Genomic DNA, 23,270 nt, shown 5'->3' with positions numbered 1-23,270 from the left:
GACCCAGACAGGGGCAAGCCAGTTGATAAAGACAAGACAGCAGGGGAAAAAGACTATCAAGACCACAGCCAGAAATGCGGAGAGAACCGTCAAGACCACAGCAAAAGGGACGGTCAAGGCGACGGAAAAAGGCGTAAAAACCGCAAAGGCGACATCAAAGACGACGATTAAGACCACGGAGCAGACCGCAAAGGCGGCACAGAAAACGGCAAAAGCATCTGCCAAAGCCGCCCAGAAAACAGCACAGACCGCAAAAGCCACGGCAAAGGCGACAGCCGAAGCAACAAAAGCGACGGTCAGAGCCACCATTGCTGCGGTTAAGGCAATCATAGCAGGGACGAAAGCCCTTATTTCTGCGATAATCGCAGGCGGCTGGGTTGCCGTATTGATAATCCTTATCGTTGTCCTGCTTGGGTGTGCCGTTTCCCTGTTTGGCGGCGGCAGCGACAGCACTTCCTATACCCCTGTCAGTGCGGAAGTGGAAGCCTATACGCCGCTGATACAGAAATATGCAAAGCAGTACGGAATCCCCGAATATGTGGAGCTTATCAAGGCGGTAATGATGCAGGAATCTGGGGGAAAGGGCAGCGACCCGATGCAGGCGGCGGAGGGTAGCTTCAACAAGAAATACCCCCATGAGCCGAACGGCATCAAAGACCCCGAATATTCCATCGAGTGCGGCGTGCAGGAATTAAAAGCCGCCCTCACATCAGCCGAGGTGGAAAGCCCGATTGACATGGAGCGTATCAAGCTCGCCTTGCAGGGCTATAACTTCGGCAACGGCTATATCTCATGGGCAAAGACCAACTACGGCGGCTATTCCTATGCAAATGCGGTGGAATTTTCTGCTATGCAGGCACAACGATTAGGTTGGGAAAAATACGGCGACACGCAGTACCCCGCCCATGTGTTACGCTATTACCCATACGGACGGGCATTTACAAGCGGCGGCAATCAAGCCATTGTGGAGGTTGCCTTAACGCAGCTCGGCAATGAGGGCGGACAGCCTTATTGGAGCTGGTACGGCTTTGACGGGCGTGTGGAATGGTGTGCCTGTTTTGTTTCGTGGTGCAGTGAACAGTGCGGCTATCTGGAAAGCGGCATTATCCCGAAATTTTCCCTCTGCTCGGACGGTGTAAACTGGTTCAAAGGCAGGGGGCAATGGCAGGACAAAAACTATGAGCCGCAGGCAGGCGACCTTATCTTTTTTGATTGGGGAAATGACGGCTCAATCGACCATGTGGGAATCGTGGAGAAATGCGAGAATGGCACGGTCTACACCGTGGAGGGCAATTCTGGGGATGCCTGCAAACAGCAGAGCTATCCAGTCGGGAGCAGTTCAATTTACGGTTACGGTTTACCTGCTTATTAGGAAAAAGGCAAAAGAATACCAGAGGTTTATTTCTCTGGTTATTTTGCCTTACATAAAAAATTAAAAAACATATTGACAAATATCTATGTAATGAATATAATAACATATAGACATTCATCTATTGGAGGTGATAAAGTGAATACAGATGAAAAAAGAATAGCTTTAATATTCAAAGCATTTTGTGATGAAAACCGTGTCCGTATTATTAAACTTTTGCGTTCTGGTGAGAAATGTGCCTGTAAAATTCTTGAGGAAATTCACGTTACGCAGCCCACTTTGTCACATCATATGAAAATATTGTGTGATTCTGGTATTGTTATTGGAAGAAAAGAGGGTAAATGGATGTATTACTCCATTTCATCAGAGGGAACAGAATATGCGATAAACTGTCTGCAAGAGATGACAAAGGTAAATTCTGCTACGGAAAATAAGTCGTGTTGTGATAAGTAAAAAATTGCTTTTCCACACGGCTTACAAAAAGGACAACATATCGACATATTTCAATATAACTATCTAAGAAAGGAAGTTTTAATTATGGGAACAATAAGAACAATATGGGATTTTTTTCAGAATGAAGTTCTTGGTATGGGATGGTTAAGCCGACTAATTAGTAACCTGCTTAACGCCTGCGGTTTAGATACATCTGGAAAAATCGGAGGAAGTATTCAGTTTTTTCTTTATGATGTAATAAAAATTATGGTGCTACTCGGTGTTTTAATTTTGCTTATTTCATATATACAGAGCTATTTTCCGCCAGAGCGAAGCAAAAAGATTTTAGGACGTTTTCATGGAATCGGAGCAAATATAATTGCAGCTTTACTCGGTACAGTGACACCTTTTTGCTCCTGTTCTTCAATACCACTATTTATTGGTTTTACAAGTGCAGGCTTACCGCTTGGCGTAACATTTTCATTTCTTATTTCATCACCAATGGTTGACCTCGGCTCACTGGTATTACTTATGAGTATTTTTGGTTGGAAAGTTGCAATTATTTATGTAGTGCTTGGATTGGTTATTGCAGTTGCGGGCGGTACAATTATTGAAAAATTACACCTTGAAAATCAAGTTGAAGATTATATTAGGAACGGTCATGCCCTTGATGTGGCACAGGAGGAATTACATTTTAAAGAACGTATGAAGTTTGCTTGGGAACAGGTTTTGGAAACTGCAAAAAAGGTATTCCCTTATGTTCTTATTGGTGTTGGCATTGGTGCTTTTATTCATAATTGGATACCAGAAGATTTTATTGTAAAGGTTCTTGGTGATAATAATCCGTTTGGTGTGGTTATTGCTACTATTGCAGGTGTTCCAATGTATGCAGATATTTTCGGTACAATTCCGATTGCCGAAGCACTACTCGGTAAAGGGGCATTGCTTGGTGTTGTATTAGCGTTTATGATGGGTGTCACAACATTATCATTACCGTCAATGATTATGCTCCGCAAAGCAGTTAAGCCAAAATTACTTGGTGTTTTTATTGCTATTTGTAGCATTGGTATTATCGTTGTAGGTTATTTCTTTAATGCAATACAATACTTAATTATTTAGGGAGATGGGTTGATGGTTAAGAATAAGCCTTTGATAGTAAAAATACTTGTTTCCACTTTAATTGTTGCAATTATCGTTGGGATATTCTTTATAAAAAATACGCAGAACTCTCCATCTGTAATTGATAGTGATAACCAAACAGATAAGACTTTTTCACTAAAGATTACATCTGTTGATTTGGAGGAAATTAAGCAGTATGGTGTCCCTACGGTCATTGATTTTGGTTCTGATTCATGTATTCCATGCAAACAAATGGCTCCTGTCCTTAAAACACTTAATAATGAATGGCAGGGTAAAGCGGCAGTACAATTTATGGATGTATGGGAATATACAGAGGGAGTAGATAAATTCCCTATACAAGTGATACCAACACAAGTTTTCTTTAATGCTGATGGTACACCCTTTGTTCCAAGCGACATCCTTGCTTCAAAAGTGCAGTTTGATATGTATTCAGACAAAGCAAGCAATGAACATATTTTTACTGTTCATCAAGGAGGAATCACAGAAGAAGAAATGCGACAAATTTTTGCAGAGATGGGAGTTGAGTAGATATGATTGACAGTTTGCTTTCTCAGATTGCGGAAATGATTAGAAACAACGTGTGGCTTGCCCCTGTTCTTACTTTGCTTGCTGGTATATTGACTTCTGTAACACCCTGTTCATTGTCGAATGTACCGCTTATAATTGGTTATGTTGGCGGTGTCGGTGAAAAAAATACAAAAAGAGCGTTTATATATTCTGCCATATTTTCACTTGGAACAGCGGTTACTTTTGTTCTGTTAGGAATAATAGCAACATCGGCGGGTAGATTAATGGGAACATCATCTTCTATCTGGTATTTGTTACTTGGCGTTTTGATGGTGCTTATGGCTCTACAAATATGGGAAATATTTAATTTTATCCCATCAATAAATTTATTATCAAAGAATAAAAAGAGAGGATTTATAGGGGCATTTCTGGCGGGTATTCTTGGAGGTATATTTTCATCCCCATGCTCAACTCCTGTACTTATTGCTATGTTGGCTATTGTGGCAGGGGAGGGAAATCTTGTATGGGGTATCATACTGATGTTACTTTATTCCATTGGACATAGTACACTTGTCATGGTAGCAGGAACATCGGTAGGTTTTATTCAAAAAATCAACAGTAGTGATAATTATAAAAAGACGGCGACTATTTTGAAAATTGTAATAGGGGCTGTAATTCTACTGATTGGTTTATATATGTTTTGGCTTGCATTTTAACAAAAATATCATTTATGGAGGTAAACATTATGGCATTATTTAACTTAGGAAAGAACAAAGAGGAGGAAAACAAAAAGCCAGTTTGTGCTTGCAACGGTGGATGCTCAACGAGCGAAAGTGATAAAATCGAAAATGATTGCTGCAATGCAGCAAAAGATGGTATCTGTTGCATTAAGGTACTTGGTTCTGGATGTAAAAGCTGCCATGCTTTACTGGAAAGCACTAAAGAAGCAGTAAAAGCAATGGGATTATCCGTAGAAGTAGAATATGTGACCGATATGCAAAAAATTATGGAATACGGTGTAATGAGTATGCCCGCCCTTGTAGTAAATGAAAAGGTTGTTTCTATGGGAAAGGTTTTGAAAAGCGGAGATGTGGAAAAGTTATTGCACAAATTAGGCTTTTAAAGGAGATATTTTATGAGTAAGGAAAAAGGTAATATCAGTGCTTTTCAAAAGTATTTAACAGTATGGGTAATTCTCTGCATGGTAATTGGGGTATTGATTGGCAAGTATTTGCCAATCATCCCTAATTTCCTTAACCGATTTGAATATGCTAAAGTGTCAATTCCAATGGCATTATTGATTTGGCTGATGATTTATCCCATGATGATGAAAGTGGATTTTCAAAGTATAAAAGATGTTGGTAAAAATCCGAAGGGATTATTTGTTACTTGGGCAACAAATTGGCTTATTAAGCCTTTTACAATGTATGGCATTGCAAGTGTATTCTTTTTTGTGATTTTCAAGGAATTTATAACACCAGAACTTGCAACGGAATATCTTGCAGGGGCTGTCCTGCTTGGAGCAGCACCTTGTACGGCAATGGTTTTTGTTTGGAGTTCTTTGACAAAAGGAAATCCTGCCTATACCGTAGTGCAGGTAGCGACAAATGACCTTATTATTCTTATAGCATTTGTACCGATTGTGAAATTTTTACTAGGTGTATCGAAAGTTTCAGTTCCGTGGAATACACTTATTCTCTCGGTTGTATTATTTGTAGTTACGCCGCTTATAGGGGGGATGTTCACACGTTATCTTATTATTCAGAAAAAGGGCAAAGACTATTTTGATAACACTTTTACACATAAATTTGACAATGCTACAAGTGTCGGACTTTTATTGACGTTAATAATGATTTTTTCTTTTCAAGGAAACACTATTTTACAGAATCCGTTACACATTATTTTGATTGCAGTACCGCTTATTTTACAGACACTTTTAATATTTGCAATCGCATATATAGCTTGTAAATTTTTAAAATTACCATATAATATTGCCGCTCCTGCGGGCATGATAGGGGCATCAAATTTCTTTGAACTTGCAGTTGCAGTCGCAGTTGCTTTATTTGGAACGAGTTCGCCCGCAGCATTGGCTACTACAGTAGGTGTATTGACGGAAGTGCCTGTTATGCTATTCCTTGTAAGAATTGCAAATCATACGAAAGGTTGGTTTAAAAATGAATAAGAAAAAAATAGCGTTTATATGCGTACACAATTCCTGCCGAAGTCAAATAGCAGAAGCTCTTGGAAAACATTTTGCAGGGGAAAAGTTCGACTTTTATTCCGCAGGAACAGAAACAAAACCTCAAATCAATAAGGATGCTGTACGCATTATGAAAAAACTTTATGGAATTGATATGGAAAAGGAACAATATTCTAAATTGATTTCAGATATTCCTACGCCCGATATTGCGATTTCAATGGGATGTGACGTAGGGTGTCCATATATAGGAAGAGCCTTTGATGATAATTGGGGACTTCCAGACCCAACAGGAGAAAGTGATTCTATGTTTGAAACAGTAATCAAAGAGATTGAAAAAAGAATATCGGAATTGTCAGATACTCTTTAAAATCTCTCGAATAAAGTAGGAAGCAAACGAAAGCTGTTACTCTTTCGTCTGCCCTTTTGCGGCACAGATTCCATTGATAGTACCCTTAATAATTGTAAGTTCGTTATCATTGAATGTGTCAAGTACAGTATCAATCTGTCTACGAATAGTTGATTTGTCTGTTTTCTTGTCTGGAAAGATGTATTGGTCAGCCGATATATCAAACATAGTAATCAGACGTACAAATAGTTGAAAACTTGGGTGTTGTCCCTCGTTTTCAATAGATTGAATGTGTCTTGGAGCAAGGTCAAGAATTTCAGCTAATTGCTCTCTGGTAATTCCTTTAGCTTCACGAGCATTTTTTATTGCTTGACCTAGTGCCATAAAATCGAAATTTTTGATAGTATTCATATTTTCCACCTTCGTACATATAAATTTTTCATTCTATAATTGTACGGAAATGTGGTTTCTTATTAAACGAGATAAAATTTCTTGTTGATAGAGATTTAATATCTTATATATGGAGATTTTAGCTCGGAATGTAAAGGAGATGGTTGCGATTAAATGTGAGTGGATGTTGTGTCCTATCTGCGGTAACAAAACCCGCAACAAAATCAGAAAGGATACAGTCTTAAGAAATTACCCTTTATATTGCCCCAAATGTAAACAAGAAAGTTTGGTTGAAGTAAAGGATTTACAAATAATTGTCATTAAAGAGCCAGACGCTTTAGACGCAGAGCCGATGAATTTGTGAATATCACAGAGCATCGGCTCTTTCTATCAGGTAGGACAAGCCCACCGAATAAAAAAAACGATGTTTCGGTGAGCTAATTTGTCATGCTCTGACCTCTCTCCGACTTCGCTTTTGGAAGTTTGGAGGGATTTTTATTGCTTGCAAGCAGCAACTTCTATTTACATATACCACATAAAGGATGGACGGGTAAACCGTTAAAAAAATCCTTATCAGCACAAGGGAGCTTTGCACCCTGCGAGTAGAAGTCAAATTTCTATATATTAGAAATATAATCTCCATAAACCGTAAAGGTCTAACAGCCTTTGCGGTTTTTCTTTTGTCGATTTTTGCAGTAATACGTCGCAAGGTTGTTTCTAACGCCCACTGCCGTTCGCCGCCTGCCAATCTGGATTTTCAAAAAAATTCAGATTGGAGGTAAAGGAAATGTCATTCAATTATGGCAGAGAAGAAAGGAAATGGCGGCTCTGGAAAGAAGCCGAAGAAAAGCAGTTACGGAGCTTGGGTGTCAGCGAGGATACTATCGAGCAGCTCCACACTCACGATTGGGAAGTTTTTAATTCTGACAGGAAGTATTACCGCAGGCTAAAAGATGCAGGTACATATCTTGAAGAATTTGCCGAGGATGCGGCACAGCCCGAAGTAAAGACGGTAGAGGATTTTCTTGACAGCATCGAAAATCAGCATCTATATCATGTTTTGATTAAGGTGGACAGGCTTACCCTGCAAATCATTGTGATGAAAATGCAAGGCTATTCTACACATGATATAGCGTCGTTGCTTGGGATGACCGAACAGGCAATTTACAAGCGTGTGAACAGGCTCAAAGAAAAAATTAAAAAAATTTTAAAGTAGCGTCCAAAAACGGACGTTGCCGAGGACTATGGGGTGTAAGGCAAAAAAAGCCTTTACCCCATTTTCTTTTGTATAACGAAAACGGGACAGCTCTTTGAAAACTGAATACTCATTCGTCAAACACTTCCTCTTTGTGATTGTGAGAGCATAAGCGTGTGCAGCGGTACGCCATGACCTGCCAAAAGGCAACGAGCGGTAAATACCGACTGAAAATATCGGGTAGCTCCCGATTCCGCCATAACCCGCAAAGAGAATAATGGTACTCCCGTCTTGAATGTTTATAGCATTAGGCGGCTCTGTCAGACCGACAGTTGGGGTGGAACTCCCGTGGCGTCAGTTCGCTGCTGACCGTTTGGCGACTTCCCTTGCGTTTATCGCAATGGCATTTTCGGGGTGTCGAGGACAAATAGAAAATGCTTTTTATCATAAAGCCAGATGCAAGGCGGTCTATGGAATCCCCTACGGGGATACCTTGATGCCATACGGCAGTAAAGAGGAAAACAGGGCTTGTTTTATGCTCTCCCGACCTTAAATGCTTCCTTGTGTCTGGCTGCTACATAGGCAGGATATATCTGCCTAAATCCAAATAGGAGGTCAATACACTATGGATAGAATTATAAAGCGTGGCGACATCTACTACGCAGAGCTTAATCCCGTTATCGGCTCGGAGCAGGGCGGCACACGACCCGTACTTATCATATCCAACAACACGGGCAATAGGTTCAGCCCGACAGTCATTATTGCCGCCATTACGAGCAGACCAAAAAAAGGAAAACTGCCGACACATTTTTGTTTGGATGGAATAGCAGGGCTTCCCGCAGATTCCATTATTTTATTTGAACAGATACGCACAATAGATAAAAAGCGGCTGAAAGAGAGGATGGCACAGCTTGATGAGCGGTGCATGGATGAAATCACATTACCCCTGCTTATCAGCATCGGCGTTAAGAATATGCAGAAAGCAGACAGGAGGGCAGAGAATGTTTGAGGATAGGATTACAGCATTAAATAAGGAAGAAACAGAAATTCCACTGCCGTATGAGAAACGGATTTATACGGTAGATGAGATACAAGACATTTTGGGCATAGGCAGGAACGCCGCATACAACCTTGTTAAGTCGGGGGTGTTCCACAGCGTCCGCATAGGTGGAAATATCCGCATATCGAAAAAGAGTTTTGATGAATGGCTTGATAATGAAATGAACTCTTGTCAAGTGTGCGAATCCGTCTGAAAAGCTGATTTTGTACGTTTCACATTTGACCCGTGATGCAATACTATATAGCCAAGCAAAGATGCTTGGCTATATAGCAGGCTGCAACGGCTGACGAGCCGAATATAAACATCACGGAGGTAAATCAATGTGCAAAAATAAAACAGTTGGGGGCAGCATAACTTCTCCCCCTCTTACTACATACGAGAAGCGGGTATATACCGTAGACGAGATACGCAGTATCTTAGGCATAAGCAGGACAGCCGCCTATGATTTGGTAAAACAGGGTTGTTTCCATTGCATCAAAGTAGGCAGGAATTACCGTATATCTAAAGAGAGCTTTGACAGATGGCTTGGCTTCCAGAGGGAGGTGCAGGCTGATGAATAAGAAAAGTATGTCCGTTACGGAAATGCGGCTGTTGCTTGGGATTGGGAAAACAGATTCCTACTGGCTTGTAAAGAAAGGATATTTTGAAACAGTCATTATTGCAGGAAAAATGCGTGTGATAGTGGACAGCTTTGAAAAATGGTATGATAATCAGCTCCATTATAAAAAGGTTGACGGCACTCCCCCAGGGAAGAACTGGACAGGCATCACATTTTCTGTTCGGGAAGTGGCAGAGCTGCTCTGCATTTCTGATAGCAGCGTTTACGAGCTGTTAAAGAAAAATGTGTTCCGTACCGCACGGGTGGGGCAGGCTACAAGGATTTATAAAGACAGCTTTGAGGAATGGTATCAATCCCAGACCTATTACATAAAAGCTGACGTACATAAGGAGGTTATAGACTTATGAAAGAACATATTGCAGAGATGGACGGGGTTTTAAAGACCGCCCAGAACAAGAAAAGCTATTCCGTTGCGGAAATTCAGCAGATACTTGGCATAAGCCGACCTACCGCTTACGCACTGATAAAGAAGAATTTGTTTCAGAGCATCCGCATGGGCAACGGCATCCGAATTGTAAAAAGCAGCTTTGACGCTTGGCTCGACAGCACAATGTAAGGAGGTGAGAAAGCATGGCATCAATCGTAAAGAGAAAGAACCGTTATTCCGTAGTTTATACCTATACGGATGAAAACGGTGTGAAAAGGCAGAAATGGGAAACCTTTGCCACCAATGCTGAAGCAAAAAAGCGTAAGGTGCAGGTAGAATTTGAGCAGGAAACAGGAACATTTACCATCCCTACTGCAAGTACCGTCAGCGACCTGCTTGAAGAATATATGTCCATTTACGGTGTGAACACTTGGGCAATGTCAACTTATGAAGCAAGAAGAAGTTTGATTTTCAATTATATCAATCCGATTATCGGGGATATGAAACTGGAAGAGGTGACACCGAGGACGATGGATAAATATTACCAGAGCCTGCTGACTGTTAAGGCAAAGGTAGTCAACAACCGCAAGCCGAACCATGAATACCTCACAGCCCATACAGTAAGGGAAATCCATAAACTGCTCCGCAATGCTTTCAATCAAGGTGTAAAATGGGAGCTGATGTCAAGGAATCCCGTACAAAATGCCACTCTCCCGAAAGAAGAACACAAGGAGCGTGACATATGGACAGTCGAAACCTTATTTAAGGCATTGGAGGTCTGCGATGATGATAACCTGTCACTGGCGTTAAACCTTGCTTTTTCCTGTTCCCTGCGTATGGGAGAGATGCTCGGTCTGACTTGGGACTGTATTGATATTTCCGAACGGAGCATTAAGAACGATTGTGCTTACATTTTCGTAAATAAGGAGCTGCAACGTGTCAACCGCAATGCTCTGGAACAGTTAGGCGAAAAGGGTGTAATGTTCAAGTTCCCGCCTGCGGTGGCAAGCACACACACACTGCTCTGGTGCTGAAAGAGCCGAAAACAAAGACCAGTATCCGAAAGATTTTCCTGCCTAAGACGGTTGCGGAAATGCTTGTGAAAAGGCATGAGGATATAGAAAACCTCAAGGAGCTGTTCGGGGAGGAATATATGGACTTCAATCTGGTATTTGCTTCTTCCTGCGGCAGACCCATTGAGGGACAGGTCATCAATCGGGCATTGGCAAAACTCATTAAGGATAATGATTTGCCGCCAGTCGTCTTTCACAGCTTCCGCCATTCAAGCATCACTTATAAGCTGAAGCTCAACGGCGGCGACATGAAATCCGTGCAGGGCGATTCTGGACACGCACAGGTCAAGATGGTAGCTGATGTGTATTCCCATATTATAGACGATGACAGACGGATAAATGCACAGAGGTTTGAAGAACAATTTTACCAAAGCAAAAATGCTCCCGCTGCGGAGGAAGTGCAGGAAGAAACAAAGGCTGAAACGGCATCGCAGACAGACCAAGAAATGCTTCTAAAGCTGCTTGCCAATCCAGAGATGGCGGCGTTGCTGAAATCACTTGCAAAAAACTTATAAGGATTATAAAGGCAATCTTTTTTAGGTTGCCTTTTATTGACTGATTTTTCGGTGAATCAAATTGGAGTAATAAGTCTTTTCCTTTAGACAAGAATAGAGTATAATCTTGTTAAAGTCTTTATTTGATTTATTATAATGATTGGATGAGGTTAAAATGAAAATAGGTCAGAACACTTATAAGCTAATATTATTAGATACGAACGCATTAAGGGAAATAGTTACAAATACCAATCTTTCTGGAAAGGGATTTCTCCAAACTTTTTTTACTGGTGAAAGCAGTTATGCCCCCTGTTTTTCAATTTATAATGTGATTGAATTGATGCCTTATGAAGATATTTATGAGAAATTTTTGGAATACTTTTCGATAATTCCTTGTCTGATGACTTTTCCAGCTAAGAGTATTTTTCAAGTGGAAGTTGATTGTTATACGAAAGGAATACCTTTTGAGATTACCAATCAAGTTGCTTATGCGTTTACTCCACTTTCAACAGAAATAGGTTATAACTGTAAGCATTTTTTTGATAATCTTGTAAATCAGACAAGTTTAATGGATACTATTCATTCAGAAATAAATAATTTCCCCTCTATTGCTAAAGACTGGGAGTTTAAAAGAGATAATACAAAATGGATGTTAAAACAGCAGCATTTGCCATTAAATATGATTGATGATAAATTTTATAAATTTCATGAAGCACAAACTGTTGTAAAAGATTTAGTTAATTTTGGTATCCCTGTTACTTCTAATATAGATATATCAAAGCTACCTGCATCAAGGATGATGGAATATTCACAGTTTTTGCGTATTTTTAAAACTCAAAAGACTATAAAGCCAAATGATGTAATGGATGTATTGATTAGTAGTATTGCACCTTATGTTGATGCTGTTATCACAGAAAATTTTCAAGCAGATGTCTACAAAAAAGCGAAGAAGTTAATTCCGCAGATTAAAGAATTAGAAATATACCGGTTAAAAGATATACGGATGGATGCTTGATAGAAAAAAATGTATAGGAGAAACAGTCAGAACTAATACATAAAGTTTGAGGTTCCAATCTGGTACTTCAAAATGGAAAGGATGATAAAGATGGCAGATATGGAACAAAAAACTTTAGTAGAGGTTAATAACAGTGTCCAAGAGCCAAATACTGAAACAACTCAATTTGATATAAAAAGCATGATTTATGTTGTTCGTAATCAGCAGGTTATGATAGATAGTGATTTAGCGATGTTATACCAAGTAGAAACTAAAAGGCTCAATGAAGCAGTGAAAAGAAATATAGCTCGTTTTCCAGAAGAATTCCGTTTTCAACTAACCGCAGAAGAAACAGAATCTTTAAGGTCGCAATTTGCGACCTTAAACGAAAATGATGGTCGAGGGAAACATCGTAAATATTTACCCTATGTTTTTACGGAACAGGGAATCGCCATGTTGTCTGCTGTTTTACGAAGTGATGTAGCTATACAAGTAAGCATTAGTATAATGAAATCTTTTGTAGAGATGCGGCGTTTTATAGCTAATAATGCCTTGCTTTTTGAACGTATCAGCACAGTAGAATTACGGCAATTAGAATATCAGAAACAGACAGACGAGAAATTAGAGCAGATATTTGAGTACATATCCGAACATGAGGAATCCAGCCAAAAGGTATTTTTTGACGGACAGATTTATGATGCGTTCAGTTTGATAGTGAATTTGATTCAAAAAGCAGAGATAGAAATCACTCTCATAGATGGATATGTGGATGTTGGGACATTGAATCTGCTTTCAAAGAAAAAGTCTGATGTTGCAGTTACAATTTATACGCAGAAACAGACGAAGCTAACGAAAGCCGATGTTAAGAATTTCAATGCACAATACCCGACATTGAAGATAAAATATACCAAAGTATTCCATGACAGGTTTTTGATTCTTGACCAAGCGACAGCCTATCATGTAGGAGCATCATTGAAAGATGCAGGAAAAAAGTGTTTTGGAATCAATTTAATTCAAGATGCAGGCATCATCAAGGACATCCTGCAAAGGTTGGAACTGGAAGCAGAGGAATGAGAAACTCTTTGAGGTCGCAATTTGCGACCTTAGAAAATCCAAACAGCTTAAACTATTCTGGGATTAGTTGTGAAATGCAGGTATTAACCGGGAAAGGCTTTACAGCGTGACATTTCCCTAAATTCAATTCCCTTGCTAATCGCTTGCTAAATGGAGCATCTAAAACGCCTTAAAATCAGCAGTCACAGGTCGGTACGAGATAACATTTTGAATCCGTGACAAGCAAGGAAATAAAGGGATTAGATAACACTAAGAGGGAGCTGCCTGCTGGCAAATGGTTCTACTCCTAAGCGGAACGTCGCAGGTTCGACTCCTGTCTGGGACGCCACAAACAACGCTGAAAGCCTTGATTTTTCTAGGTTTTCAGCTTTTTTAATTCTGGCGTTTCTATCCTAGCTGAAAAGGGGAGCTATTTTTCTTTATGACTTCAATTCGATACTTTATAAAGACTTTTTAAGGAAGTAGGTTTGCTAACACTTTTTTATTTTTGATGAAAAAATTCTGGATTTTTGAAAATTTGCTAACACATTTGAAAAATTACTTTTTGAGTGTTTGCTTTAAAAGCTGTTCTTTCATCTCTGGCGAAAGGGATTTAAACAGCTCCAACAATGCCATATCGCTGTCCGAAAAACCAGTATCTTGCGGTTGATTGCTGGTATCTTCATTGAGAGTGGAATAAAATTCTTTGTCCATTTTCTGTGCGTTGAAACGTCTGTCCTCGTCAATGATTTTGGAATAAACATCTGTAACCATTTCTGCCTCTGCATGTCCTGTATCACCCTGTACGGATTTTACATCACCGTTTGTCATTTTCAGTTTGTAACCTGTACTCAAATGACGTAAGCTGTGGAATACCACAATTTCATAGTCGTTTTCTTCACAGAGTTTTTGAAACCTATCTCTGACAATGCGGCTTTCTACGGGATTTCCGTTTTCTAAGGCAATGACAAGGTTATAATCGTTATATGCACTACCGAGAAATTCTTTTAATTCCTGCTGGTCTTTTTTGTACTGTACCAGTAGTTGTGCAACGGTTCTAGGCAGCCAGACGGTTCTGTTACTTGTTTCCGTTTTTGGTGTTTTCAAAACAAGTCTTGTCGTACAATGAGGTTTCTGTGTAGGAAAGATTTTAATAATGTCTTTTTCTTTCAATTTCTGCATAGCCGCAGCATTTACTCTTGAAAGCTCTTTATTGATGATTACCCTTGCATTATCCGTAGCAATGGATTCTTCATCAATAATCACATCTTCCCATGCAAGACCCGTAATTTCACCAATACGCATTGAACAGGAAAAAGCTAAGTGCATACAGATGGAAAGTAAATCATCTTCCGCAGCCTGTACCGCTTGACGGAATGTCTGTATACTCCACACTTTACGTCTGACTTTTGGAACTTTTGGTAAAGTCGCCAATGACGCAGGATTTCTCTTGCTTGTGTCTATCTACTCCCAACGGATAGCTTGATTCAAGGCGCAGCGGATAATATCATGTATCTTTTTGATGTTCGCAGGCTGCACACAACGACCAGTTGCTTTTCTGTTTGAACGTGGTACTTCTGGTACGCTCAACAAATCATTGTAGTATTTTGATAAGCCTTTTGTTGTAATCTCATTGAGTTTCCAATCACCAATAATCGGATTGATATAATTCTCAATACTGCTTACCTTACTGCTGAATGTGCTAGGCGACCACTTAGATGTACCGTAGAGATTGACGAAAATTTTTAGGAAGTCACGCAATGTAATTTCCTCGTCAGCAACTTCCAGCTCTTTTTTTGAATCCTCAATCTGGCGTGCAAATTGTTCCTCTAAAGGAACTAATACATAACCATATTTTTCTTGATAGTATTCTACGAAGGCTTTTCGCTGCTTTGCCTCTTTTCTTGTTTCCAGCGTGTCCCATTTTTGTTTTCTCTTACCTGTATTGTCTAAGTACCAATAAATAACGGAAAAAGTTGATTTTCTTTGTTTGATTGTAGCCATAATTTCTCTCCTTAATAGTCAAATTTGATTCAACCATTTATCGAAAGAAATTTTTGATACTCGTATGACTTTACCAACACGGACATAATGAAACTGACCGCTTTTCACCAATGAATAAGCTGCTTTCTTACTAATATTCAGTTGTTCAGCAATTTCCTCCACTGTATAAGTCTTTTTTTCCTTTTTTAGAGGGTGTGCATTTTGTGTATCACTTATCACTAAAAAGACTCCTTTCTTTGTGACAGCAACAAAACACACTCGCTTAATGAAATCATTATAGCATAACTTCACAAAAAGCGAACATACATTTTGCTGCTGAAAATATCTTTTTTCTAACAATCAAATAGCTTTGGAAAAGCTCACTGGACTTTCACCATTCCCATTCTGATGGGTGAACCGTGTCATACGGGTGTATCATTATACAGATATACAGGTCATGGCAGGACGACCATTCCAAAAGTCGCTCACGGATCATTGCATGAATCGCTCACTTTGTTTTGAAAGGTCATGGCGTACAATATCCGTCGGCTCGCTGCATATCAAACGTATCTGATTGTTTATTCAGTTTTCAAAGACCACTCGACTGTGTTTGCCAGTCTATGAAAATCTACTATCGAATAATAGACTTTCATAGAATGACAAGCAGAGGGAAAGGGAGGAAAGCTCTGCCCGTCAGAATTGTTAAACTACGATAATCTCAAAGTTTGCAATCATATCCATAACCGCAGCCTGTATTCTGCCTTTTAGTTCAGAATCGACTACCATATAGACATTACCGTACTCGTCGTACAATTTGCGTAGGCTCAACTTTGATATGTAACTGTCATAGAAATTCAAGATTTCCTGTATTGCGGTTTCATCACCATTGGTAGCCGCCACAATCACAGCAAACGGTATACGTTTTGTGTTATTTTCCACACTTATTCCTCCTCCATCATTTTTCGTATTTCTTCCAGAGTGCTTGTCCTGTGACGGTAAACAGTGGAGCGAACCACGTTCATAAGCTCTCCGATTTCTGCGTCAGACATATCCATAAAGTATGACAACAAAATAATATTGCGCTTTCTCTCTGGTAAACATTTAAGAGCTTTGCTTAACTGGTCGTCAGATACTTGTACTTCCATGCCAAGAACATTGAACACGGTATAATCGCAGGAATAATTATCGTAAACGCCAGCTTTATTCAATTCCAAATCCGATACATCAGAGAAAGGAATTTCATGCTGCAAACGTCTTGAAATACTGCGCTTATACTTCATTGCTGCTCTCTTGATGACTTTTTTCGTAAGGCAATCAAACTGTGCTTGAATAGCCTGCTCGAAAGAAGATGACTTCATATTTTCACCTCCTTTCTGCGTGAGAGTGAGTGAGGGTTGTTTTCCCTCTATCCCCCTTTCCGCACAGTAGCTACCCACGCAGCAGCTATTTGTTGCGCTTTCAGAAAAGAATTTGAAAAATATTTTTAAACAGCAAAAAAGCACAAGAGCATGATGAAAATGCTGTTCTTGTGCTTTAAGAATTATTCCTGTTATATGATGTAAAAAACCACATCCAAAAGTAGATTGTACCGTTATGTAAGTTAAGATTTTTTTGACAGTAACGGATAAATCGAAGAATATCGTCTATATGGTATTTTCAATGCGGCTATCTCCTAGAGCCGCTAAACAAAAACCAATATGCTATTTTCTGCTGGAAAAAAGAAAAAGCGGCTTTTAACCGCTATTTAAATAGAAATGAAATATTTGTACGCAAAAGTGGTACTGCCGATAGCGGTTTTTTTTATTTACCGCTAGGCAGCACTTTTTGATTTTGATACGCATAATAGGAACTAATAAACCATACAATACGTTTTACTATACCTTTCAGAAAATTAATAGGAACAGTAAAATGTGGTGAGGTGATTACATATGCGTAAAAAAGAAGATAAATACGATTTTAGAGCTTTTGGTCTTGCCATCAAAAAGGCTCGTATGAAAAAAGGTTTGACCCGTGAACAAGTGGGAACAATGATTGAGATTGACCCTCGTTACTTAACAAATATCGAGAATAAAGGGCAGCACCCAAGTTTACAGGTGTTCTATGACCTTGTATCATTACTGGAAGTTTCCGTTGATGAATTTTTCCTGCCTGCGTCTGATCTAGTGAAAAGCACCAGAAGACGACAGTTGGAAAAACAGCTTGATAGCTTATCTGATAAAGATTTAATCATCATGGAAAGCGTTGCTGACGGAATCATAAAATCTAAGGAAGTGGAGGACGAGTAATCCTCCGCTTTTTATCTTTCAAATAAAATAAGCCGATAACCCAAGAATTTTAAGCACTCTCAGTGTTATCGGCTCTGCGTCTTAGCGTCTGGCTCTATAATGGTTATTTGCTGTCTTTTTACATTGATGATACTTTCCTGTTTGCATTTAGGACAGAACAAAGGGAAGTTTATCAATTCTGTATCTGGTCTTACTTTTGTTCGTGTCTTATTTTTGCAAATAGGACACATTACCCAAGTTTCTTTATCCATTTAATAAATTCACCTGCCTTATAATATCGGAATACAAAATTCGCATAAATGATTAGCAACTTTATTATAGACATAGCGTTCAATAATTGGTCGCTTATCGTCCACTGATAAATCTGCGGTTAGATTTTGGATATTTTTCCAAAATTGCAACACATCTTGTTTAGTATGACTGACCTCAAATATCGCATATTTCCCATCATCAATTTTGCGAGTAGCTAGGTTTATTTCCGATTTTTTATCTATGACAAGTCCTACATCATATCTTAGTCTATTAGTAGGTGTAAGGGCAGGATTATCTAATGCAATCCCTAAAATAGTGGTTTCTTCTGTAAACAATTTGTTCTTTCTCAAAAACTCTTTAAAATCTTCCATTAACTTTTCATTTTGTTTGCCATATTCACCTGTATTACGCATATAAGCGATTGTAATATCTTTAAATTCTTCTATTTTCAAATCATTACCTCCAAAAATAAAATTGTTGATGTCGACTTCAACACGTAAATAGTAAGGGCAATTAAAATGATTTTCAACAACTTTTTTAAAATGATACATAATTTCTTCTTGTCGTTGATCTGGCAAGTATACCAGAACACGACGGAAGAAAATTTCCATCTAAAAAATTTTATTGCAATTTCAAAACAAACTATTGAAATGGTAATCATCAAAATGATGGGAAACATTAGATTTTCAACTAATCCAGTAGCAATTATACAAAATATGAGATTCAAATACTTCCCTCTATCCAATCAGTTACAATTTTTCTATCAGAATCACTCATAAATGAATGTTCACTTTCTTTTGCTATGTATAATTGGCAATTAAATTTCATTGAAAAATGACGAACAATTTCTATTGATTGCAATATATCTTTGCTGCCATACATAATATCTGTTGGTATATCCCAGTGTTTAATAGGATTGTCTTTTACATATTGGTAGTATTTCCATGATAAAGTTTCAATCGGTGTTTCGATTTTTTGTTTTTCCTTTAATTCATTCTCGCTTACATCAAACCATGAAAACATATTATGTATTAAATAATCCATATCTAGTATAGGCGAAAGAAAAAGAGATTTTTCAATATTTCTGTTCTTATAAGCGTGCAGACTGAAATATGCGCCTATGCTGCAAGCATATAAATAAATTCTATCCCAGTTACATTGAACATATTTCCAGATACATTCTAAATCATGTATTCCATTCCATATATTACATTCTATATCTTTGTTTTTTCTCTCGCCATGAGATGGCAAATCAAAGCTGATAGTTTGATAACCTTTTCTTTCAGCAATATTTGCAAAAAAAAGAGCTTCTTCTTTGTTCCCGTTTTTTCCATGAACATAAATATATATTTTCTCCGATTTTTTGCCCCAAACGATAGTCGGTATAGAATCAACCAAAATTAAATTTCTTTCCATATAGCACCTCCTTGAAAATAGTAACATTGCAAAGTAAGCACTACAATATAATGTTATTTACAGACTTATTTTTTACATAAAAGAGAAGAGGTCGCACAGTGGCAAACCTCTTCCTAAAATTACTTATATATTATCTTTTTAATTGAATGAATGGATAAGAAATAGCTTTTTGATAATTCTTCAAGGCTTTTCCCGTGTTTATAATCCATTCTGATTTTTTTATTTCTTTTTTCAATCTCACGCTTATAGCCACTCAATTCTCCCCAACCTTTTTTATTCTCATTCCTAGATGGTATATAAATATAACCGCCTTGAATGTAATTTTGCAATTCTTCAATCAGAGAGATAGGAAGTATTGAGTTTGCTTTTATATATTTCATGCAGGCTCACTCCTTTAACATCTTATTGTTAAAAGCAAAGCCAGCATTTACGCTTTCTTACTCCATGCAAATTGCGTATATATTTACTGACTTTGCATGGAGTAAAACATCATTTTTTCGTTTCTTGTTTTGACACATTATATCATCACCTTAATTTCTAGCACATTTGTTATTGTAATTCGTCAATTTTTCCTGCCTGTATTGCCTTTATATTTTTAGAGATTTTTTCTTTCGACCAGTTCCACCATTGAATACTTAATAATGATGAAATAGTTTCGTCAGAAAAGCGTTTTTTAATTGGTTTTGCAGGAACACCACCTACAATAGTATATGGTGGTACGTCTTTGGTAACAACAGCACGTGTACCGATAATTGCCCCATCACCGATACTTACACCTGCTAATATAACAGCCTCATATCCAATCCATACATCATTACCAATAATAATGTCACCTTTATTGTCCCATGATTGAGTAACATTCTTCTTATCCAAATTCCATTCCTCAAAAAATAATGGAAATGGATAAGTTGATAATGAAGATAATGTATGATTAGCACTATTAAATAAGAATTTAGCACCACAGGCAATCGAGCAAAATTTCCCGATTATTAACTTATCGTGATTTATAGGATAGTGATATAATACATTATTTTTTTCAAATAGCGTTGGGTCATTTACAAAATCATTATACATTGTGTAATCGCCAACTTCTATATTAGGATTTTTGATTACATTTTTTAAATAAATTGTTTCTTTATCCCCAGTACGTGGATAAATTTTATTTTCTGGAATAGTCATTTAAAGTCCTCCTATCATTGCTAAAATATAATAACCATTCCAGTTAAAACAATGCAGCGTTTCATTTCAACCACCTCTCTTTAAGATAGAATAATTATATACATTCTCTTATATAAAATCAACTTTACTTAACAATCTTCCAGTTACTATCCTTTTCCAGCGTCAAGTCAAACTGTGAAATCTGCGTTGCCTTTGTTCGCTGGTCGAGATACTTCACTGACACCGATACCTTGACCTGCTCCCCGTCTTTGGTGAGGATAGGGTTTACCAGTTCCGAGAACGCATAATCGCAGTTCACAGGGGAAAGGGCATTGCCAGACACATAATAGGCAAGTTCTTTTTCCGTTGCGGTAGGATAGAGTTTGAAGAAAGTTTCCAAGAACTCTGTCACTTCCTCCGCTGTGGCAGCGTCCACCGTTCCGTCGGATTCCTGTGCTTTTGGTTCATAGCTGGATTTTGACGGTATGCTGCTGATGGTCGGATTCTGGGTGATAACCATGTTCCCGTCGCTATCTACATGAACCACTACCATGTAAGCGGAAGTGTATCTGGCAGACTGTTCACCCTCCGTTACCGTCTGATCTACGGAGTAGACAACGGTAAAGTCGTCTGTTCCAGCCTGTTCTACTTCCCATACCGTTACATCAGTCACCGCAGAGCTTGTGGGTATATCCTGCCGAACCGTATCTACATTCAAGTCCTGCAAGCTCTGTGTCAGATAGCTGCTGATGGCAGCGGTTCTTTTGTCAATGGATTCCTGCGTATTGCTCCATGAATAGTAGGACTTTGCAAAGCCTTTGATAAAATTCTCGATTCTGTTGGTATCGACAATGCGCTGTTCAATGACTTCCTTTTCATGTACCGTGTGCATATCAATAGCAGTAAAATTTTTATATACGCCAAAGCTGACGCTTGCAAGCAGCACCAGCCACAAAGTAATCACAGATTTTTTATGCGTGCCTACTTTCATCACAGGCAGTTTCTTCTCTTTTTTTGGTTTCGATTCTTTCTCTTTTTTTGGTTTCGATTCTTTCTCTTTTTTCTTGAATATCATAGCACCATTCCTTTCTATTTTGTCTTTACCCGTCCTGCGCCAATCAAATGCTGCTGCCAGTACGAGCTTGTCAAATCTGCATATCTGATAGGGTTTCCTGCGTGATACATTCTGCTGTTTCCTGCGTAGATACCGACGTGTGTTACATACGTTCCAGCATTGTAAGTGGAATGGAAGAACACCAAGTCGCCAGCTTTTGCCTGTGACAGCGGCAGGTGCTGGGTGGCGTCATACTGCGCCTGTGCGGTACGGGGCAGGCTGATACCAGCCTTTCCATAGCACCACTGAACCAGACCGCTGCAATCAAAGGACGTATTAGGGTTGCTGCCGCCATAGACGTATTTCCAGCCTTGATACTTCAATGCTTCATTAAAGATTGCCTGTGCGGTAGCGTCGCTGAAACTGGGGACAGCCAGATACTGCTTGACGAGCCGCACATAGAACATATTCCCGTACTTGTAACGCCAGCCGCCATTTTCCTTAATGGAAATCTCGTTTTTATAGGTAACTTTCACGCCGCCTGATTTTTCTTTCGCAAAGTTGACCGCCAGCTCATAGGTGTATTTCTTTCCGTGTCCTGCCACATAGTCGATAAAGCCGCCGCCATAGTTATAGGCTTGTACCACCGTGTCTATGTCGCAGCCTTTTGATTCTGCGGATTTTAACAGTTCCGAGAAATACTTGCACCCCTGTTTGATGGATTCCTCTGTGGAAAGGGAATTGGGCGGCAGCCCCATTGATTCTGACGACTGCATAACGTCCTCTGCTGTGCCGCCAGATTCCACCTGCATGATAGCGAGCAGATAGTTCACATAGTCCTCAATTCCGTATTCTTTCGCATATTTTTCTACCGTCGGCTGATGTTTCAGCACTTCTTCAGAAAGGTTCAGTCCAGAAAAATCAAAGTGGGAAGTGCTGCTTTCTTTATCATCTGCGGTAACGATAAACAGGAACAGCAGTAAGGCGATAATCACCGATAAAACACCTCCGAACAAAACGAAGTGCCTTAGTTTCATCTCTTGCCGCCTTTCCCGATGGTCTGTCTTATTTACGGTTGTCTTGTTTTTCTGTTTCTTCTGTACGCTTTGTATGTGTTCGTGACGCTGCACCGTCTGTCGTGTGGTATCGGCGGCAGCCTGCGAAGTCTGCTGTCTGACAGGTGCAGTGGATTCTCTGACCGTCTGCGTCCTTACCTCCTGTACCCTTGTAACAGGCTCTTTGGATTTTACGGGCGGCTGTCCCTTTGTAGTGGTGACAGGGCGTTCCTTAATGGTCTGCGCTCCTTTGGAAACCGCTGCCTGTGGAGCTACTTTCGCAGGTACAGGCGTTGCCACTGGTCGCTCATGCAATGGGGCAGCTCCTTTTGTCGCTGATTCATTGGACGGTTTCACTTTATCCATTGCCATGCGTTTCTGTGCAATGGTCTGCCTGTGTTTCGCCTGCTTATTGGCACGCCCTTGTTTTCTGGTCGCTTTTTCCTCCACAATGCCACGCTTGAAGTCAGATACGTTTTCCTGTATCTGGTTCACGCCGCTATGTAACGCATACTGTACCAGTGTCGGCATATCCTTGACCTGCTGACCGACAGATTTTGCTTTGTCTTTCATGCGCTCCCTGCCATCAAGCACCGCACCGACTTTTGCGCCGGCACGTTTCCCAAAGCTGGACGTATCGGCGGAAGTGTCATGGTTTGGTCTGGAATGACCGCTGCCTGCTGGTTTTGCATTGTCCGTCTTACGGGATTGTGATACTGCCGCTGCGCCCACAAGACCGCCAGCCGCACCAGCCGCAACCGTTCTGCCGATTTTGCGCTCCAAGCGTCTTGCCCCACGGTTGAGGAAGAGATAAGGGCGGCGCATGAT

General features: G+C 39.5%; 31 protein-coding genes and 1 pseudogene. 19 read left to right on the top strand and 13 right to left on the bottom strand.

All coding sequences use genetic code 11. From position 1 onward, the window contains the following. The 8 genes from ACLUJM_RS09660 to ACLUJM_RS09625 form a co-directional block, all read left to right on the top strand. Nucleotides 1-1,372 (top strand): lysozyme family protein (locus ACLUJM_RS09660; RefSeq protein ID WP_412412732.1); only part of this gene is annotated, 1,372 nt, incomplete at its 5' end. Between the two features lie 135 nt (nucleotides 1,373-1,507). Continuing rightward, on the top strand, nucleotides 1,508-1,822 hold the full coding sequence (locus ACLUJM_RS09655) for an ArsR/SmtB family transcription factor (protein WP_008817972.1): 315 nt from the start codon (nucleotides 1,508-1,510) through the stop codon (nucleotides 1,820-1,822). Between the two features lie 84 nt (nucleotides 1,823-1,906). Next, a complete protein-coding gene (locus ACLUJM_RS09650; protein ID WP_008817971.1) occupies nucleotides 1,907-2,920 on the top strand; it encodes a permease in 1,014 nt (337 codons plus the stop codon). A gap of 12 nt (nucleotides 2,921-2,932) precedes the next feature. Then, a complete protein-coding gene (locus ACLUJM_RS09645) occupies nucleotides 2,933-3,469 on the top strand; it encodes a thioredoxin family protein (RefSeq protein WP_008817970.1) in 537 nt (178 codons plus the stop codon). Nucleotides 3,470-3,471: 2 nt separating this feature from the next. Next, entirely contained in the window at nucleotides 3,472-4,164 is a 693-nt protein-coding gene (locus ACLUJM_RS09640; protein WP_008817969.1) for a cytochrome c biogenesis CcdA family protein, read from the top strand. A gap of 29 nt (nucleotides 4,165-4,193) precedes the next feature. Further along, nucleotides 4,194-4,571 carry a thioredoxin family protein gene (locus ACLUJM_RS09635; protein ID WP_008817968.1) on the top strand — a complete coding sequence of 126 codons (378 nt, stop codon included), beginning with the start codon at nucleotides 4,194-4,196 and terminating at the stop codon, nucleotides 4,569-4,571. 12 nt (nucleotides 4,572-4,583) lie between these two features. Then, nucleotides 4,584-5,630, top strand: coding sequence for an ACR3 family arsenite efflux transporter (arsB, locus tag ACLUJM_RS09630; protein ID WP_008817967.1), 1,047 nt, complete (start codon nucleotides 4,584-4,586; stop codon nucleotides 5,628-5,630). After that, nucleotides 5,623-6,015, top strand: coding sequence for an arsenate reductase ArsC (locus ACLUJM_RS09625; RefSeq protein ID WP_008817966.1), 393 nt, complete (start codon nucleotides 5,623-5,625; stop codon nucleotides 6,013-6,015). Before arsB ends, ACLUJM_RS09625 begins: the two co-directional genes overlap by 8 nt. 36 nt (nucleotides 6,016-6,051) lie before the next feature. Here the strand turns inward: ACLUJM_RS09625 and ACLUJM_RS09620 are convergent, their stop codons facing one another. Beyond that, on the bottom strand, nucleotides 6,052-6,405 hold the full coding sequence (locus ACLUJM_RS09620) for a helix-turn-helix transcriptional regulator (protein ID WP_008817965.1): 354 nt from the start codon (nucleotides 6,403-6,405) through the stop codon (nucleotides 6,052-6,054). Nucleotides 6,406-6,544: 139 nt separating this feature from the next. On the opposite strand from ACLUJM_RS09620, the gene ACLUJM_RS09615 reads away from it, so the two are divergent. The 10 genes and pseudogenes from ACLUJM_RS09615 (at nucleotide 6,545) to ACLUJM_RS09570 (ending at nucleotide 13,260) form a co-directional block, all read left to right on the top strand. Beyond that, the gene (locus tag ACLUJM_RS09615; RefSeq protein ID WP_044947991.1) at nucleotides 6,545-6,748 is read left to right on the top strand and encodes a cysteine-rich KTR domain-containing protein; all 204 of its coding nucleotides are present in this window, start codon (nucleotides 6,545-6,547) and stop codon (nucleotides 6,746-6,748) included. Between the two features lie 423 nt (nucleotides 6,749-7,171). Beyond that, the gene (locus ACLUJM_RS09610; RefSeq protein ID WP_008817964.1) at nucleotides 7,172-7,600 is read left to right on the top strand and encodes a sigma-70 family RNA polymerase sigma factor; all 429 of its coding nucleotides are present in this window, start codon (nucleotides 7,172-7,174) and stop codon (nucleotides 7,598-7,600) included. Nucleotides 7,601-8,204: 604 nt separating this feature from the next. Then, nucleotides 8,205-8,588, top strand: a complete 384-nt coding sequence (locus ACLUJM_RS09605) for a type II toxin-antitoxin system PemK/MazF family toxin (RefSeq protein WP_008817963.1) — start codon at nucleotides 8,205-8,207, stop codon at nucleotides 8,586-8,588. Beyond that, the gene (locus tag ACLUJM_RS09600) at nucleotides 8,581-8,832 is read left to right on the top strand and encodes a helix-turn-helix domain-containing protein (RefSeq protein WP_008817962.1); all 252 of its coding nucleotides are present in this window, start codon (nucleotides 8,581-8,583) and stop codon (nucleotides 8,830-8,832) included. Before ACLUJM_RS09605 ends, ACLUJM_RS09600 begins: the two co-directional genes overlap by 8 nt. 127 nt (nucleotides 8,833-8,959) lie before the next feature. After that, complete coding sequence (locus ACLUJM_RS09595; RefSeq protein WP_008817961.1) at nucleotides 8,960-9,199, top strand: helix-turn-helix domain-containing protein; 240 nt, start codon at nucleotides 8,960-8,962, stop codon at nucleotides 9,197-9,199. Further along, nucleotides 9,192-9,605 carry a helix-turn-helix domain-containing protein gene (locus ACLUJM_RS09590; RefSeq protein ID WP_008817960.1) on the top strand — a complete coding sequence of 138 codons (414 nt, stop codon included), beginning with the start codon at nucleotides 9,192-9,194 and terminating at the stop codon, nucleotides 9,603-9,605. Before ACLUJM_RS09595 ends, ACLUJM_RS09590 begins: the two co-directional genes overlap by 8 nt. Further along, nucleotides 9,602-9,814, top strand: coding sequence for a helix-turn-helix domain-containing protein (locus tag ACLUJM_RS09585; RefSeq protein WP_008817959.1), 213 nt, complete (start codon nucleotides 9,602-9,604; stop codon nucleotides 9,812-9,814). The genes ACLUJM_RS09590 and ACLUJM_RS09585 overlap by 4 nt, the downstream gene beginning before the upstream one ends. Before the next feature lie 14 nt (nucleotides 9,815-9,828). Continuing rightward, a pseudogene (locus ACLUJM_RS09580) lies at nucleotides 9,829-11,213 on the top strand (tyrosine-type recombinase/integrase). Nucleotides 11,214-11,367: 154 nt separating this feature from the next. Beyond that, nucleotides 11,368-12,207 carry a hypothetical protein gene (locus tag ACLUJM_RS09575; protein ID WP_055200354.1) on the top strand — a complete coding sequence of 280 codons (840 nt, stop codon included), beginning with the start codon at nucleotides 11,368-11,370 and terminating at the stop codon, nucleotides 12,205-12,207. A gap of 90 nt (nucleotides 12,208-12,297) precedes the next feature. Beyond that, complete coding sequence (locus ACLUJM_RS09570; RefSeq protein ID WP_008817955.1) at nucleotides 12,298-13,260, top strand: ORF6N domain-containing protein; 963 nt, start codon at nucleotides 12,298-12,300, stop codon at nucleotides 13,258-13,260. A gap of 537 nt (nucleotides 13,261-13,797) precedes the next feature. Here ACLUJM_RS09570 and xerC read toward each other — a convergent pair. From xerC to ACLUJM_RS09545, 5 genes are all read right to left on the bottom strand, one after another. Continuing rightward, the gene (xerC, locus tag ACLUJM_RS09565) at nucleotides 13,798-14,673 is read right to left on the bottom strand and encodes a tyrosine recombinase XerC (protein ID WP_008817954.1); all 876 of its coding nucleotides are present in this window, start codon (nucleotides 14,671-14,673) and stop codon (nucleotides 13,798-13,800) included. Nucleotides 14,674-14,703: 30 nt separating this feature from the next. After that, on the bottom strand, nucleotides 14,704-15,243 hold the full coding sequence (locus ACLUJM_RS09560; RefSeq protein WP_008817953.1) for a hypothetical protein: 540 nt from the start codon (nucleotides 15,241-15,243) through the stop codon (nucleotides 14,704-14,706). Between the two features lie 18 nt (nucleotides 15,244-15,261). After that, nucleotides 15,262-15,462 carry a helix-turn-helix domain-containing protein gene (locus tag ACLUJM_RS09555; RefSeq protein WP_055200357.1) on the bottom strand — a complete coding sequence of 67 codons (201 nt, stop codon included), beginning with the start codon at nucleotides 15,460-15,462 and terminating at the stop codon, nucleotides 15,262-15,264. 462 nt (nucleotides 15,463-15,924) lie between these two features. Then, nucleotides 15,925-16,161 (bottom strand): helix-turn-helix domain-containing protein, encoded by a 237-nt coding sequence (locus ACLUJM_RS09550; protein ID WP_008817951.1) that lies wholly within the window; start codon nucleotides 16,159-16,161, stop codon nucleotides 15,925-15,927. Between the two features lie 2 nt (nucleotides 16,162-16,163). Further along, complete coding sequence (locus ACLUJM_RS09545; RefSeq protein ID WP_008817950.1) at nucleotides 16,164-16,580, bottom strand: RNA polymerase sigma factor; 417 nt, start codon at nucleotides 16,578-16,580, stop codon at nucleotides 16,164-16,166. 570 nt (nucleotides 16,581-17,150) lie between these two features. Here ACLUJM_RS09545 and ACLUJM_RS09540 point away from each other — a divergent pair. Next, entirely contained in the window at nucleotides 17,151-17,507 is a 357-nt protein-coding gene (locus tag ACLUJM_RS09540) for a helix-turn-helix domain-containing protein (RefSeq protein ID WP_008817949.1), read from the top strand. A gap of 65 nt (nucleotides 17,508-17,572) precedes the next feature. On the opposite strand, the gene ACLUJM_RS09535 is transcribed toward ACLUJM_RS09540, so the two are convergent. From ACLUJM_RS09535 to ACLUJM_RS09505, 7 genes are all read right to left on the bottom strand, one after another. After that, nucleotides 17,573-17,758, bottom strand: a complete 186-nt coding sequence (locus ACLUJM_RS09535; protein WP_044947932.1) for a cysteine-rich KTR domain-containing protein — start codon at nucleotides 17,756-17,758, stop codon at nucleotides 17,573-17,575. 18 nt (nucleotides 17,759-17,776) lie between these two features. Then, nucleotides 17,777-18,211, bottom strand: a complete 435-nt coding sequence (locus tag ACLUJM_RS09530) for an AraC family transcriptional regulator (protein ID WP_044947929.1) — start codon at nucleotides 18,209-18,211, stop codon at nucleotides 17,777-17,779. Between the two features lie 271 nt (nucleotides 18,212-18,482). Next, nucleotides 18,483-19,175, bottom strand: a complete 693-nt coding sequence (locus ACLUJM_RS09525; protein WP_008817947.1) for an alpha/beta hydrolase — start codon at nucleotides 19,173-19,175, stop codon at nucleotides 18,483-18,485. A 119-nt stretch (nucleotides 19,176-19,294) separates the two neighbouring features. Continuing rightward, on the bottom strand, nucleotides 19,295-19,555 hold the full coding sequence (locus ACLUJM_RS09520) for a CD3324 family protein (RefSeq protein WP_008817946.1): 261 nt from the start codon (nucleotides 19,553-19,555) through the stop codon (nucleotides 19,295-19,297). Between the two features lie 169 nt (nucleotides 19,556-19,724). After that, nucleotides 19,725-20,354 carry a CatB-related O-acetyltransferase gene (locus ACLUJM_RS09515; RefSeq protein ID WP_008817945.1) on the bottom strand — a complete coding sequence of 210 codons (630 nt, stop codon included), beginning with the start codon at nucleotides 20,352-20,354 and terminating at the stop codon, nucleotides 19,725-19,727. Between the two features lie 124 nt (nucleotides 20,355-20,478). Continuing rightward, nucleotides 20,479-21,405, bottom strand: a complete 927-nt coding sequence (locus tag ACLUJM_RS09510) for a conjugal transfer protein (protein ID WP_216597418.1) — start codon at nucleotides 21,403-21,405, stop codon at nucleotides 20,479-20,481. Nucleotides 21,406-21,422: 17 nt separating this feature from the next. After that, a complete protein-coding gene (locus ACLUJM_RS09505; RefSeq protein ID WP_008817943.1) occupies nucleotides 21,423-22,424 on the bottom strand; it encodes a bifunctional lytic transglycosylase/C40 family peptidase in 1,002 nt (333 codons plus the stop codon). Between the last annotated feature and the right edge of the window lie 846 nt (nucleotides 22,425-23,270).

Origin of the sequence: Finegoldia sp., assembly GCF_046991905.1 — a bacterium.
Taxonomy (GTDB): Bacteria; Bacillota; Clostridia; order Tissierellales; family Peptoniphilaceae; genus Finegoldia.
Note: the sequence above shows the minus strand (reverse complement) of the source record. Positions and strands in the feature narration are given on the sequence as shown.